Below are 12,906 nucleotides of genomic sequence, written 5' to 3'. Positions count from 1 at the left end.
GGTGTCACGGTCGGCGTTGGTGTTGGCGTCACGGTCGGCGTTGGTGTTGGCGTCACGGTCGGCGTTGGTGTTGGCGTCACGGTCGGCGTTGGTGTTGGTTTTGGTGTGTGTGTTGGCTTTGGTGTGTGTGTCGGCTTCGGTGTCGGTGTTGGCTTTGGTGTGTGTGTTGGCTTCGGCGTTGGTGTTGGCTTCGGTGTCGGTGTCACGCACGGCGTAGGCGTCACGGTCGGCGTTGGCGTTGGTGTTGGTGTCACGGTCGGCGTCGGTGTTGGTGTCACGGTTGGCGTTGGTGTTGGCGTCACGGTCGGCGTCGGTGTTGGCGTCACGGTCGGCGTTGGTGTTGGCGTCACGGTCGGCGTTGGTGTCGGAGGTGGTTCTTCCCCTCCATATGGATACCAATGCATCTGCACTCCACCAGCAAATCCCTTTGCAATCAGCGTCCCATGCAGTTCACCGGAATTATAAGTTACTTTTGCAAGCGGAGCTAGGATAGTTCCTTCTATTGTTAAACTTCCAATGTCAACAGTGCTAGCTTCATAAAAATTAAATAATACCTTGTTAGGGCTACCTCCCCAGATTTGAAAGCTTGGAATGTTAACTGAACTTCCGCTAACGTTAATGATAACTGTGGCGCTATTTGCAATATTAAACTGTAAGCCATTAGCACCAGCGAAATCGGCAGCACTAAGATTAAGAACGTTAAATGGTTCCGAAGCATCAATCGTTATTTTCCCATATTCCTTTTTGAAAGTTCCTATTGTAGCAAGCGAAGAGAATTCATTAGAACGTCCAATAAGAAATTGCTCTTCAGCATCAAAATCAATAGGAGTCCCTTTTCTCGCTGGTTCTTTAAGATCTACACCGTTGCTGGAAAAAACACCACCATAAACGGATGCTCCATGAACAGTCCCATTAGTAAAACTGATGTCATTACCAGCGATAAGAACATCTCCACCTGGATTATCCTTGGATACGCCGTAATTCTGCAAAGTAATATTACCTTTGGCCGCAAGGCGCCCATGAACCTGATCATTAGATTGTTTGAAATCCCCAAAAATAAAAGTATTAAAATTCCCTGCAATACCTAACACAGGTGTAGGAGTATAGGGAAGCACCTCCCCAGCCGCATTTACCAAATGACCTCCAGAAAGACCACTACCTACTGTCAAAATCCCCGCTAATACTAGTGCAAGCAGCGGTTTCATTCTTCTTTTCAAAAAGCACACCTCCTAAAACTATGATTTATATTTAATCAGAATAATTACCAGAAACTCTAAAGGACCTAACAACAAAAAAGACCGCCAAAAAAGAAGTGGAATTCCCTTCTCATGGCAGTCGGACGGTCATAGCGCATTTAAGACACTTTAGACTCCTGGACTTTGCGTCCCACCCTTTCAGGCGGTTTGCTATTATCATGATAATATATGTATTGACTTGCGGATTAGAACTAGCATTTTAAGCATCCTATTAAATAATCGTCTATGACTTTTAATACTTTTGAACTAATAATAGTTTAGCGCTCCATCCCCACAATTGTCAATCAATTCCTTTTGATATCCATACGCGTAAGCAAGCACAAAAAAAGCGCCTAAAGGCGCTTCACACAAAGGTTTTCCTTCAATTTTAAAGTAACTTTATCCAACCTAATATCGATATCCATAATGAAATACTTAGAATCAAACCAAATACCATTCCACGGTGGAGACTTCCTTCCTCTTTCATCCTAATTCTCCCTTTATATAAGTCTGAAGCATTATTTTTTATTATTACAATTTTAATATATTTTATTCTTTCTAATTTAGTTGTGAATTCAATCACATTGGACTAGCTGTTTAGAAATACCATTGATTATTTTTGGAATATCGGGGTAGAATACGAATATACGTTCCCATTAGAGGTGATGAGATTCATGAATAGAGCTGAAAGCAGGGACAACATGCTGGTCAAATCTTATTTATTGCTTCCGATGATTTTATCAGCTTTCGAACGGGACTCCGCCATTCTATTCTGCACATTTACGAACACCTACCCCCTATCTGGAGGTTCTTGAAACAGCCGCAGCAGTTGCTACAACAGATCTAAGAGATGTTCGTTCAGAGATGAGAAAACGGGGAATCAAGGTTTATGAGCAGAACAGACTTAACACGGGGATAGAAGCCAAATTTATATGTCGTGGATACCATGAACGAATGCTGCTGTTAAACGACATCGTCGCTGCCCAAGCTGCCATTCATATGCGCAGATATCTCGGTCTGGATATTTCATCTTTTAAGAGCTATGAAGAGCAATATCAGATTAAGTGAAGTAGCGAAGAAGCTGCCCCCCCTCCCTCATTTAATTAGCGAACAAAAAAATAGGCCTTACCATGGGAGTTGGCAAGACCTGAGAGATTTATACCACAAAACACTGGGGGGTGTTTGGTGTCTTCAATATATACCTTGAACCTGAAAATAAGATGATGCTCACATGAAAATTACATTAAAAACTTCAATTCGTCGCTTAGGCTATCCGCTTGGCACTTTTGATTTCCAACCAAAGAGGCCCGCTTCGCCGACAGAGAAAATCGACCGATTGATAGTTAGCCACGAGTGCTTTGAACAAATTGTTTCAAAATGATATAGTGAATTCGTTCTCACAGGATGACTTGATAGCAGGTTGTAAAACATAATAAAGTCGGGACCTCAGTACGGAGCGACAACAGGCGTTTGCCTTTTCGTTGAATATTTTCTGAAGGAGGGTAATAGCCCATGAGTGATGAAATCTGTATACCGCCTGGCATTCAACAGAAGGACACTAGCTTTGGCTACACCTTGTCTATTATTAGTGGTAAATATAAAATGACTATTCTCTACTATCTCTCTGAAAACAAGATCGTGCGGTTCAATGAACTGCAACGGGGTATCGGTACAATACCTTTTAAGACATTAAGCGTTATGTTGAAAGAACTGGAAACCGACTGTCTCGTCAGGCGCGAGGAATTCCCCCAGATTCCCCCTAAAGTTGAGTATTCCTTGACCGAGAAGGGCCAATCGCTTATTCCGGTGCTGGATATGATGTGCACTTGGGGAGAGAAAAACTTCGTTCCAGCCGCGCAAGAGATAACCATACCTTTTACGATTTAACGACAACTTATGACAAAAGCAGCATTTCCATTAATGAAAATGCTGCTTTTTGCTTCAAATCTAATTACATATTTTCGATAAATTCAACATAGCCTTGCGAACTGATATCCAATTTATTTAAGTAATCCGTACTTCCTACCGTCTCAGATTCCGTGCCATAAATGGCATAGAAGGAACGATAATCAGCGTTGCAATACAAAAAAGTCGTGTCAAAGGGAGATAAAATACGGTCAAGCCCGTAGCCGAGTTTACCTTCTTCACTAAAGTCTTTTGCACTTCCTCCGGCAGTTACAGCTAATGCGATTTTTCGATTTCTTAATTTATCACTCTTCGAGCCATATGCCCATCCGTAAGTAAATACTTCGTCCAGCCACTTTTTAAGCAGAGGTGGACTACTAAACCAGTAGACAGGGAATTGTAAGACGAGCTTATCATGCGCTTCAATCAGCTGTTGTTCCTTTTCCACGTTGATTTTTTCATCGGGATAGGCTTTGTACAGCTCGTGCACCGTATATTTGTCTGGATATTTACGGAGTTCTTCGATCCAGCGTTTATTAACGACGGATGTTTCGATGTTTGGGTGCGTGACGACAATAAGTGTTTTCATTGGTGTATCCTCCATGTTTGAATCAGATTTAGGACTTGAGTATACCTCCCACCATGACATCGCGTAAGTATGCACTTTTAGTTCACGTACTTACCTAAAGGTAAGCACTGCAACCTGCCTGCACGTGATTGATGTATAGTCTTCGGGGCGAATCTCGTCTTCGGTGTACACCCAAATATCACACAAGAGAGACTGGGTCATTCCGCCATTTTACTTGAGTAAAGGTTAGACGGATGTAACGTTATGTGTATGAACTCTATATCACTGATAAAAAAATTTGCCTGAACGCAAAGAAATACCCCACCATTACTGGAAGGGTACGGTACTTCCGCATAATTTCAACATAATCCATTTGGGATACTCGCCTACCACTTAAGGTTGACAGGGTGCGTTTTTGATTATGTATGAAAAAAATCCACCAGCATGAGTACTGGCGGATTTAATAAGGTGCAGCTATATTGGGAGGTTTGAAACTTAAATAAACAAAGTCTTAGAGATGATTACCAACAAGATAAACAGAACCAGAATTGCGGCGGTAGAAGTAAAGCCACCATATCCTCCTGCGAATTCGCCCATTTTAACTCCTCCTTTGTAATTGAATACAATTTAAAATATACAAGCTTTTGTAATGATGACCAGCAGGATAAAGAGCACTAAGATTGCCCCTGTGGATGTAAAGGCTCCACCAACAAAACGTTCAGGTTCACGTTCACGTTCACGTTCACCAACGCCGCAACAACGTTCTCCACGTACTTCGCCCATTTGTCAATTCCTCCTTTTTAATTGGATACAAAACTAAGATATGCGGGATTTGTATCGGTGCTTGGGTAAAAAAGAAACGAAAATAGTAGGCCTGTTGCGGGATCCGACATTTCGTAAAAAACAAAAAAATACCCACCAGCCGAAGCCAGTGGGCGGTTTTTCCCGGTTTTATGATTTTTTAAATAAGGGCTATAGCCAGCAGAGTGAACAAACTCAAGGTTAAGATGTCATTTGTAGCAAAAGGATTACCAAAAAAAGCTGAAGTGTGCACAGATCCGTTATGTTCCGTTCTTAAGTAAACATTATTTCTGTCCACATTTGTAATTACGCCTACGTGCTGTCTACCATCTTTAGTCAGAATCCGCACTCTTCTATTCATGTAGCGCAAGCAGCTGCAATAAGCATCCATCAGGAAACTCCCCCTCGCTCGTATTACTTTATTTTATGATGAGAGGTTACGCCGGTAACGGCCAGCAGCGCCCAAAACTTCCGGCTCGACAAATTAACTTTCCAGTTCACTTTGTAAGGTTAACTGTCTTACTTGCTCTTTCTTGCCGTTTACGAGTACTACCACTTTATTGTCATTGTTGCCCTGATTCGCTGTTTCCTTCTTTTTCAGCCCTAGGTACTTTGCAATCCCGATCACATGGCTATCAATGATTGCTTGGATAACCACATCTTTTTTGAGTTTGGCAGCGTCGGTTGCCACATCCAAAAATAAATTCTCCGTGAGTACTGCAGGTATGTTGCTCTCACGCACCACATGCAGTTTTTTTGCCTTTTGGCCCCGGTCGTTGGGGACTCCATTACAAGCGGAAAAGACACTCTTTCGGTAGAAGAATGGTAGAAGAAACAAAAAAGCGCGACTCCCCAAACTTCAAGAATCCGCGCCAAATATGGTTTTTTGGGATGCTGGTGAAGGGAATTGAACCCCCGGCCTACGCATTACGAGTGCGTTGCTCTACCCCTGAGCTACACCAGCTTAAGCCGATTTTTCTGTCAAACAAAAAATATTATACAACTTTCAGCCAGAAACGCAAGCCTATTTCTCCCTATTTCCCTACTCTCCCGAACTGCTATTCCACCTGTAGTTTACGCTCCACAGACTCCAGCTTTCCACGGCTAGTGGAGGGTTTATCGCGGCGGTCGTCTATTTTAAGTGAGGTAGAGACACGCTCTGCACCTGCGGAAAAAGGAGACTCGTGCAGCGCTTCGACTGCAGCAAAAATACGCTGAAGAGGCCCTTCGATGATTGTACCCATGGATGTAAGCTCATAAGTAATCCCTTCTACCGTCTTCAGCACTCGCTGCATATCCGCAACATAGCTGCTAAGGCTCGTACTACCTGTTCCAATCGGAATAACGGTTACTTCAGCAATAGGCATGGGAATACCTCCTCGGAATTTTAAAGTATGTGTCTCCTTCTATTGTAACAACTCCACCGCTCTCCCACAAATGATCTCAGCTTTATTATGCCCCTTCTTCTTTCCCCAAAATTCTCCGAAATATGACTTTCGCCACAAGTATTTTTTCTAACATGAATTCTAGGGTCATCTGCACTACATTTATGGACTCTTTGTGGCATCTTTTCGGACAATTTATGAATCATTTTTCATATGCCTGTGGATCAATTGTGGATTACTTATGGACAGCCTGTGGATCATTTGTGGAGTACTTTTGAAGAACCCGCTCCCCACGCGGGTTTTCTAAAAAACTATTTACAAACACAACATCTTGGGTTATTTTTATCTAACGACAACAAAATATAGTGGAGACAGGCGCTTTGATCCTTTATCGGAATTAGAGCTTAATAGGGAAGTACGGTGAAAATCCGCTGCGGTCCCGCCACTGTAACCGGATGCCCCTTACAAGCTTTTTTAAGCTTAAGATGGGCAGATCTCCTGGCAGAAGCCACTGAGGGGTAAGAGCCCCCTTGGGAAGGCGCTGAGAGGTCCTACGGAAGCCAGGAGACCTGCCTGTTTCGACGACACCAACTATGAGTGCCTGCGAGGAACAGGAACGGTGTCCGCATGCGGTCATCTTCTTAGAGACCACTGCAAATATCTGTGTGGATATTTACATAACGCATCGGGCATTTTCTGCCATCCTCGCTAGAGGATGCTTTTTTTATGAGATCACAATGAATATACGGCCGCTTATGCGGCCCCACTTCTTAATGATAGGACGATAGACTGAGAGGAGAGCTATACAATGACGTTGTTGGAGAGACAATTTAACGGTACAACAAATGCACGAGAAGTTCTTTTAGAAGAGCTCATTGATTTAGGACGCGATATTATCGACAGCCGGGATTTGGACCTGCTGCGCGAGAATGCCAATTTGAACGGAGAGAGTTTCTCCGGTAAAATGAGCAAGTTCGGCAGTGAATATTCAAAATGGTACGCCCGCAACTTTACGATGCCGCCGCAGCTAGTGCAAGCCATTGATGACAATGTCGTCTATGTGCATGATCTGGATCAATACGCAATCGGAACGACTAACTGCATTTTCATCCCGTTCGATAAGCTTCTCCGCGAAGGCTTCAACACCGGCAACGGCAGTGTTCGTCCTCCGAACTCCATAATGACAGCTATGTCACTGGTAGCAATTATTTTTCAATCCCAGCAAAATGCTCAATATGGCGGCGTATCCGCCAATAAACTCGACTATGATCTAGCACCTTATGTAACCAAATCCTTCGCTAAGCTGTTCCGCAAGGGTCTGGATTATTTTGATGAGGGACAAGCTAATGATTCTTTGGGCGAGATTACAATGAGCCGGATCGATCTGGCGGAGTTATATCCAAAAGCGTTTCGTTTTGCACTAAAGGAAACCGAAATCGAAACCCTGCAAGCGGCTGAAAGTATGGTACATAATCTCAACACCATGTCCAGCCGATCCGGTGGGCAAATTCCGTTTACCAGCATCAATTATGGTACTTGTACTTCACCAGAAGGTCAGCTTGTGATCAGCTCCCTGCTAACAGCAACGATGAACGGACTTGGCAGCGGAGAAACACCTGTGTTCCCGATTCAAATCTTCAAATGCAAGCAAGGAGTCAATCAACAGCAAGGTGATCCTAACTATGAATTGTTCCTAAAAGCGGCGGAATGTTCTGCACGCAGACTATATCCGAACTTCGCTAATCTGGACGCTCCGCTCAACTTGCAGTATTATGATCCAAGTGATCCTGATACGGAATTTGCTACAATGGGCTGCCGCACCCGAGTGCTCGGTGACCGTTTTGGGCGTAATCATTGCTCCGGGAAGGGCAACCTTTCCTTTAATACACTGAATCTGGTTCGGCTCGGTCTGGCACACGGCACAGTAACAGGCCGACGTACCGTCGCAGATGAAGCTGGCTTCTATGAGGATCTAAACCACTATATGGATATTGCGCTGGAAGGACTTCTTCATCGGTTCCACATCCAAAGCGCGCAAAAAGCTAAAGCATCCGATTTCATGATGCGAGAAGGCGTCTGGGAAGGCGGCGAAAATCTCGCTCCTGAAGACTCTGTAGGCGAACTGCTGAAGCATGGTAGTCTGTCGCTTGGCTTCATCGGTATGGCGGAATGCATGAAAGCCATGTACGGCAAACACCATGGCGAGCATATGGAAGTCCATGCCAAGGCTGTGGCTATCGTGCGTCACATGCGGGAGTATTGCGACCTTAAAAGTGAGGAACTTAATCTCAACATTACCTTGTTCGCAACACCAGCAGAGGGCCTGTCCGGCAAATTCACCAAGATTGATCGCAAGGTACTGGGTTCTATTCCGGGCGTAACTGACCGTGAGTATTATACGAACTCTTTCCACATCCCTGTATACTACGATCTAGGTGCTGCTCAGAAGATCAGCTTGGAAGCTCCTTTCCATGAATACTGCAATGCCGGGGCTATTTCTTATGTCGAATTAAATGGCAATGCCCGCAGCAATCCATCTGCTTTTATCAAAATCATTAAATATGCACTAGAACAACAGGTCAGCTACTTCAGCATTAACCATCCGATTGACCGCTGCTCCAGCTGCGGATACGAAGGCGTAATTGGGACAAACTGTCCTTCCTGCAACGCACATGAGAATGACGTGCACATCCGTCGTTTGCGCAGAGTTACAGGTTATTTAACTGGCGACTATCAGACCCGCTTCAATGCCGCCAAACAAGCCGAAGTACGGGATCGCGTTAAGCATCTATGAATATTTGCGGATACTATCCGGAGTCGATTAACGAGGGAGAGGGCATGCGGGCCGTCCTCTTCATCAGCGGCTGCCGTCATCGTTGCCCGGGATGCTTTAATCCCGAGACATGGAACTTTAAATATGGAGAAGCCTTCACCTTAGAACGTCAACATGAAATCATTGCAGAAATCGCCGCTAACCCTTTGCTGGATGGTCTAACACTGGCAGGCGGCGATCCTTTTTTCTCGGCAGAAGAGGTACTTGGGTTCATTCATGAGCTTCGCGCCGTGCTCCCTGGCTTCCCCATCTGGATTTACAGTGGTTATACGTATGAGGAACTAACCGCCCTTCCCGGTTCGCCGGAGTGGAATCTACTTACACAGTGTCAGGTATTAATAGATGGACGTTTTATAGAAGAATTGAAAGATACTACACTTCCTTACCGAGGAAGCTCTAACCAACGCATAATCGACATTCCGGCCAGTACGAACGGCTCGGAGGTCTTTCTGTGGCAGCCTACTGCGCTATAATATATCAATTTTTGATATTCAAAATTAATCCAAAATAAGAAGGGATGAAATAACCATGCCACAATTCGTAGTAAAACCAGATAATCGCCAACTGGCTTTTGATGAGAAGCGCCTTTCCGTATACGCCGACCGTATCTTAGAAGGTCTTGATCAACTAAATAAAGAAACATTGCTGCGGGGAGTAATTTCCAAACTGCGTCGTGACTCCGTAAGCGGAGAAGAAATTAGCAATGCCTTCACCATGAGTGCTCTAGAGCTTGTAACGAAAGAAGAGCCTACTTGGAAGTTTGCAGCTGCCCGTGCCCTTCTGACTACCCTTTATAAAAAAGCAGCCGTTCATCGCCGCTATAAAGCTTATCCAGAAGAGCCTTACGGTGAGCTGTACCCGCTAATTACGGATCTCGTAAAAAAAGGAATCTATCGTGAAGAGCTTCTAAGTCATTACACCAAAGAACAAATTATCGAACTAGGTGGGTGTATCGATTATACACGCGATCTTTTGTTTGACTATATCGGTCTGCTTACGCTATCCGACCGTTATTTGGCGCATGATTTTGACGGCCGTGTAATGGAGCTTCCACAAGAACGTTATATGATTATTGCTATGTACCTGATGCACCGTGAACCAGCTGAGAAACGTCTTGAGCTTGTAAAAGAAGCTTACTGGGCTATGAGCAACATCTACATGACAGCTGCTACCCCTACAATGTCCAATGCCGGCAAAAAGGTCGCTGGACAGCTATCCAGCTGCTTCATTGATACGGTAGACGATTCCCTAGAGGGTATCTTTGATTCCAATACAGACGTAGCGCGCCTTAGCAAAATGGGTGGCGGTATCGGCGTCTACCTTGGTAAAGTACGGGCACGGGGTTCGGATATCCGTGGCCATAAGAACACTAGCTCCGGCGTAATTCCTTGGATTCGCCAATTGAACAATACAGCAGTCAGTGTAGATCAACTTGGAACACGTAAAGGTGCTGTCGCTGTCTACCTTGATGTATTCCATAAAGATATTCTCGCTTTCCTCGATCTTAAACTAAATAATGGTGACGAGCGTATGCGTGCACATGACGTATTCCACGGTGTAACCCTGCCGGACTTGTTCATGGAAGCCGTTGAATCACGCAGCCACTGGAACCTCTTCTGCCCACATGAAGTGAAGAAGGTTATGGGCTGGACGGATGAGAACGGTCGTCCGCTTGGTCTGGAAGACTTCTACGATGAAGAGCTTGGTAAAGGCACTTTCCGTGAAAAATATGCTGAAGCTACAGCCAATTTGGAATTGTCCCGTATTACCGTTCCTGCGATCGACATCATGAAACGGATTATGAAATCACAGCTTGAAACAGGTACTCCATATATGTTCTACCGTGATACGGTTAACCGGACGAACCCGAACCGTCACCAAGGTATGGTCTTCTCTTCCAACCTGTGCACAGAAATTATGCAGAATCAATCCGCTACCGTTATTGAACAGGAAGAATTAGTAACCAAAGATGGCAAGACCCGGATTGTTATCTCCAAAATCCCTGGCGATTTCGTAGTCTGCAACCTGAATTCGATTCACTTGGCACGTGCGATTCCAGCTGGTGTGCTGGAAAGACTTGTACCTATCCAAGTACGTATGCTGGACAACGTAATCGACATTAATAATATTGAAGTTCTGCAAGCACAATACACGAACAGCCAATACCGCGCAGTCGGTCTCGGCACATTCGGCTTGCATCACCTATTGGCACTCAAGGGCATTCGTTGGGAATCTGATGAAGCCGTAGAATATAACAACCATTTGTATGAACACATCAACTACCTGTTGGTACGTTCGAGCATGGAGCTTGCCCGTGAAAAAGGCCGTTATCCGAAGTTCGCCGGTTCCGATTGGGAGACAGGTGCATACTTTACTTCACGTGGCTACGTTAGCGGTGAACAAGAAGGTAAATATGTAACCACTGAACAATGGCGCGAGCTGCAAGAAGAAGTGGCTAAAGACGGTGTTCGTAACGCATGGATGTTCGCGATTGCACCGAACGGCTCCACATCGATTATTGCCGGCTCCACAGCCAGCATTGATCCTTTGTATGAATTGCTTTCCTATGAAGAGAAAACAACTTACAAGATCGCTAACCCAGCACCGGATCTGTCCGACAAGACGATTTGGTACTATAAAACTGCGTTTACAATTGACCAAAACTGGTCGATCCGCATGGCTTCTGCTCGTCAGCGTCACGTCGATCAAGGCCAAAGCTTTAACCTGTATGTTCGTCCTGACATCAAGGCTACCGAGTTCCTTGAGCTGCATCTGAACGCCTGGAAGGGCGGATTGAAATCAACTTATTATGTGCGTAGCCGTGCTTTGACAATAGAAGAGTGTGATTCTTGCGCTAGCTAAGAGTCTTACTGCTTTAAAAAATTTGGTGATTTAATCGTAACTGCGAGAAATGTTTGGGCTTCCGGTCGCTGTTATCCTCAGATTTCTTGATCTATACCGTCTTCGCGGTAGAAATCCGAGGATAGCATATGCTTTCGATGCGAGCTTTCCTACGGAAAGCTTTCGGGCGAACGCTATCGCTCCTACAGCTCCAAACTTTCTCTCCGTTACTTCATCAACCTAATTTAATTAAAGATCAGACAAGACGAATTACCAGCGCAAAAAAATGGAGGGAAATTAAATGCAACTACAAAAGATTTTTAACACTGAAGCACCCAACCAATCCACACGCATCATCGACGGTGAGTGCTCAGGTATTCTGAACTGGAACGATATTCGCATGCCGCATATGTACAAGCTGTACAAGGTGCTGCTGCTGAATCACTGGATCGCGGATGAAATCCCAATGTCCAAAGATGCGCAACAATTCCCTATGCTCGATGCTGAGGAGCAACGCGTATTTAAGATCAACATCTCCCTGCTCGCCGTGTTAGACTCGATGCAGACGATGTTCGTAAGCGACGTGAAGCGTTATTTTACTGACTCTTCTCTAGAAGCTATCTCTGCCATTATCGGACAACAAGAAGTGGTGCATAACCAATCCTATTCCTATGTTCTTTCCTCTATCGTGTCGGAAAGTGAGCAGAAAGAAATTTTTGAATATTGGAAAAAAGACCCTGTCCTGCTGGAACGCAATCAGTTTATCTCTGATATTTATCAAGAGTTCCGTGATAACCCTACGAGACAAACCTTTTTCCATGCGCTGGTAGCCGATCTCATCTTGGAAGGAATTTTCTTCTACAGCACCTTCGCCTTCTTCTACAATCTGGCCCGTGACCAGAAGATGATGGCGACCAGCCAAATGATCTCTTATATCCAACGTGACGAGAATCAGCACTGCTATTTCTTCGCAGAAGTATTTAAGCAGCTGCTTGTAGATTTCCCTGAGTTGAACACTAAAGAGAACATGGATTACGTGTATCGTACGATCGACCGCGCGGTAGAGCTTGAAACCAACTGGGCTTACTACACCCTTACTAATGTCCGCGGTATTGATCTTAACGAGCTTAGTGACTACATCAAATATACAGCGAACAAGCGCTTAACCTTGATGGGTATGGAAAAAGCCTACCAAGGCGTTGATGTTAACTGTATGCCTTGGATCAAACCTTTCTCCGATGATGCGCTTAATGCCACCAAAACCGACTTCTTCGAAGCTAAATCCCGTAACTACGGTAAGGTTGGCGACGATAACGGATTCGACGATTTGTAAGACCG

General features: G+C 44.8%; 13 protein-coding genes, 1 tRNA gene and 2 riboswitches. Of the genes, 6 read left to right on the top strand and 8 right to left on the bottom strand.

What is annotated here, in order from left to right; all coding sequences use genetic code 11:
* On the bottom strand, window positions 1–1,217 hold a 1,217-nt coding region (locus ACQKMP_RS19620), incomplete at its 3' end, for a choice-of-anchor A family protein (protein ID WP_427470536.1).
* Window positions 1,218–1,327: 110 nt separating this feature from the next.
* A riboswitch (cyclic di-GMP riboswitch) is annotated at window positions 1,328–1,418 on the bottom strand.
* Window positions 1,419–2,099: 681 nt separating this feature from the next.
* Here ACQKMP_RS19620 and ACQKMP_RS19615 point away from each other — a divergent pair.
* Window positions 2,100–2,303, top strand: a complete 204-nt coding sequence (locus ACQKMP_RS19615; protein ID WP_427470534.1) for a hypothetical protein — start codon at window positions 2,100–2,102, stop codon at window positions 2,301–2,303.
* Window positions 2,304–2,747: 444 nt separating this feature from the next.
* The gene (locus tag ACQKMP_RS19610; protein WP_427470532.1) at window positions 2,748–3,122 is read left to right on the top strand and encodes a winged helix-turn-helix transcriptional regulator; all 375 of its coding nucleotides are present in this window, start codon (window positions 2,748–2,750) and stop codon (window positions 3,120–3,122) included.
* A gap of 64 nt (window positions 3,123–3,186) precedes the next feature.
* On the opposite strand, the gene ACQKMP_RS19605 is transcribed toward ACQKMP_RS19610, so the two are convergent.
* From ACQKMP_RS19605 to ACQKMP_RS19575, 7 genes are all read right to left on the bottom strand, one after another.
* Window positions 3,187–3,729, bottom strand: a complete 543-nt coding sequence (locus ACQKMP_RS19605; RefSeq protein ID WP_042184480.1) for an NAD(P)H-dependent oxidoreductase — start codon at window positions 3,727–3,729, stop codon at window positions 3,187–3,189.
* A 474-nt stretch (window positions 3,730–4,203) separates the two neighbouring features.
* Window positions 4,204–4,305 (bottom strand): sporulation protein YjcZ, encoded by a 102-nt coding sequence (locus tag ACQKMP_RS19600; RefSeq protein ID WP_197071258.1) that lies wholly within the window; start codon window positions 4,303–4,305, stop codon window positions 4,204–4,206.
* 30 nt (window positions 4,306–4,335) lie between these two features.
* A complete protein-coding gene (locus ACQKMP_RS19595) occupies window positions 4,336–4,491 on the bottom strand; it encodes a hypothetical protein (RefSeq protein ID WP_197071257.1) in 156 nt (51 codons plus the stop codon).
* Window positions 4,492–4,669: 178 nt separating this feature from the next.
* A complete protein-coding gene (locus tag ACQKMP_RS19590; RefSeq protein ID WP_042184478.1) occupies window positions 4,670–4,900 on the bottom strand; it encodes a hypothetical protein in 231 nt (76 codons plus the stop codon).
* Between the two features lie 93 nt (window positions 4,901–4,993).
* On the bottom strand, window positions 4,994–5,347 hold the full coding sequence (locus ACQKMP_RS19585; RefSeq protein WP_042184476.1) for an N-acetylmuramoyl-L-alanine amidase: 354 nt from the start codon (window positions 5,345–5,347) through the stop codon (window positions 4,994–4,996).
* A gap of 54 nt (window positions 5,348–5,401) precedes the next feature.
* Window positions 5,402–5,473, bottom strand: a tRNA-Thr gene (locus ACQKMP_RS19580).
* Between the two features lie 94 nt (window positions 5,474–5,567).
* Window positions 5,568–5,876 (bottom strand): MTH1187 family thiamine-binding protein, encoded by a 309-nt coding sequence (locus tag ACQKMP_RS19575; protein ID WP_042184474.1) that lies wholly within the window; start codon window positions 5,874–5,876, stop codon window positions 5,568–5,570.
* Window positions 5,877–6,250: 374 nt separating this feature from the next.
* Window positions 6,251–6,485, top strand: a riboswitch (cobalamin riboswitch).
* A 217-nt stretch (window positions 6,486–6,702) separates the two neighbouring features.
* On the opposite strand from ACQKMP_RS19575, the gene ACQKMP_RS19570 reads away from it, so the two are divergent.
* From ACQKMP_RS19570 to ACQKMP_RS19555, 4 genes are all read left to right on the top strand, one after another.
* Complete coding sequence (locus tag ACQKMP_RS19570) at window positions 6,703–8,688, top strand: anaerobic ribonucleoside triphosphate reductase (protein ID WP_042184472.1); 1,986 nt, start codon at window positions 6,703–6,705, stop codon at window positions 8,686–8,688.
* A complete protein-coding gene (gene nrdG, locus ACQKMP_RS19565; RefSeq protein ID WP_042184469.1) occupies window positions 8,685–9,200 on the top strand; it encodes an anaerobic ribonucleoside-triphosphate reductase activating protein in 516 nt (171 codons plus the stop codon). Before ACQKMP_RS19570 ends, nrdG begins: the two co-directional genes overlap by 4 nt.
* A 55-nt stretch (window positions 9,201–9,255) precedes the next feature.
* Complete coding sequence (locus tag ACQKMP_RS19560; protein WP_042184468.1) at window positions 9,256–11,589, top strand: ribonucleoside-diphosphate reductase subunit alpha; 2,334 nt, start codon at window positions 9,256–9,258, stop codon at window positions 11,587–11,589.
* Window positions 11,590–11,869: 280 nt separating this feature from the next.
* Window positions 11,870–12,901: a ribonucleotide-diphosphate reductase subunit beta gene (locus tag ACQKMP_RS19555; RefSeq protein WP_036682584.1), complete on the top strand. Its 1,032-nt coding sequence runs from the start codon at window positions 11,870–11,872 to the stop codon at window positions 12,899–12,901.
* Window positions 12,902–12,906 lie beyond the last annotated feature (5 nt).

The organism is Paenibacillus sp. NPDC101420, from assembly GCF_050277435.1.
GTDB lineage: Bacteria > Bacillota > Bacilli > Paenibacillales > Paenibacillaceae > Paenibacillus_AQ.
The sequence above is the reverse complement of the archived record's forward strand: the minus strand, read 5'-3'. Positions and strand labels throughout refer to the sequence as shown.

Coding starts and splice junctions, on each gene's coding strand:
- ACQKMP_RS19615 (WP_427470534.1), top strand. CDS start 2,100: ATGAGAAAACGGGGAATCAAGGTTTATGAGCAGAACAGACTTAACACG.
- ACQKMP_RS19610 (WP_427470532.1), top strand. CDS start 2,748: ATGAGTGATGAAATCTGTATACCGCCTGGCATTCAACAGAAGGACACT.
- ACQKMP_RS19605 (WP_042184480.1), bottom strand. CDS start 3,729: ATGAAAACACTTATTGTCGTCACGCACCCAAACATCGAAACATCCGTC.
- ACQKMP_RS19600 (WP_197071258.1), bottom strand. CDS start 4,305: ATGGGCGAATTCGCAGGAGGATATGGTGGCTTTACTTCTACCGCCGCA.
- ACQKMP_RS19595 (WP_197071257.1), bottom strand. CDS start 4,491: ATGGGCGAAGTACGTGGAGAACGTTGTTGCGGCGTTGGTGAACGTGAA.
- ACQKMP_RS19590 (WP_042184478.1), bottom strand. CDS start 4,900: ATGGATGCTTATTGCAGCTGCTTGCGCTACATGAATAGAAGAGTGCGG.
- ACQKMP_RS19575 (WP_042184474.1), bottom strand. CDS start 5,876: ATGCCTATTGCTGAAGTAACCGTTATTCCGATTGGAACAGGTAGTACG.
- ACQKMP_RS19570 (WP_042184472.1), top strand. CDS start 6,703: ATGACGTTGTTGGAGAGACAATTTAACGGTACAACAAATGCACGAGAA.
- nrdG (WP_042184469.1), top strand. CDS start 8,685: ATGAATATTTGCGGATACTATCCGGAGTCGATTAACGAGGGAGAGGGC.
- ACQKMP_RS19560 (WP_042184468.1), top strand. CDS start 9,256: ATGCCACAATTCGTAGTAAAACCAGATAATCGCCAACTGGCTTTTGAT.
- ACQKMP_RS19555 (WP_036682584.1), top strand. CDS start 11,870: ATGCAACTACAAAAGATTTTTAACACTGAAGCACCCAACCAATCCACA.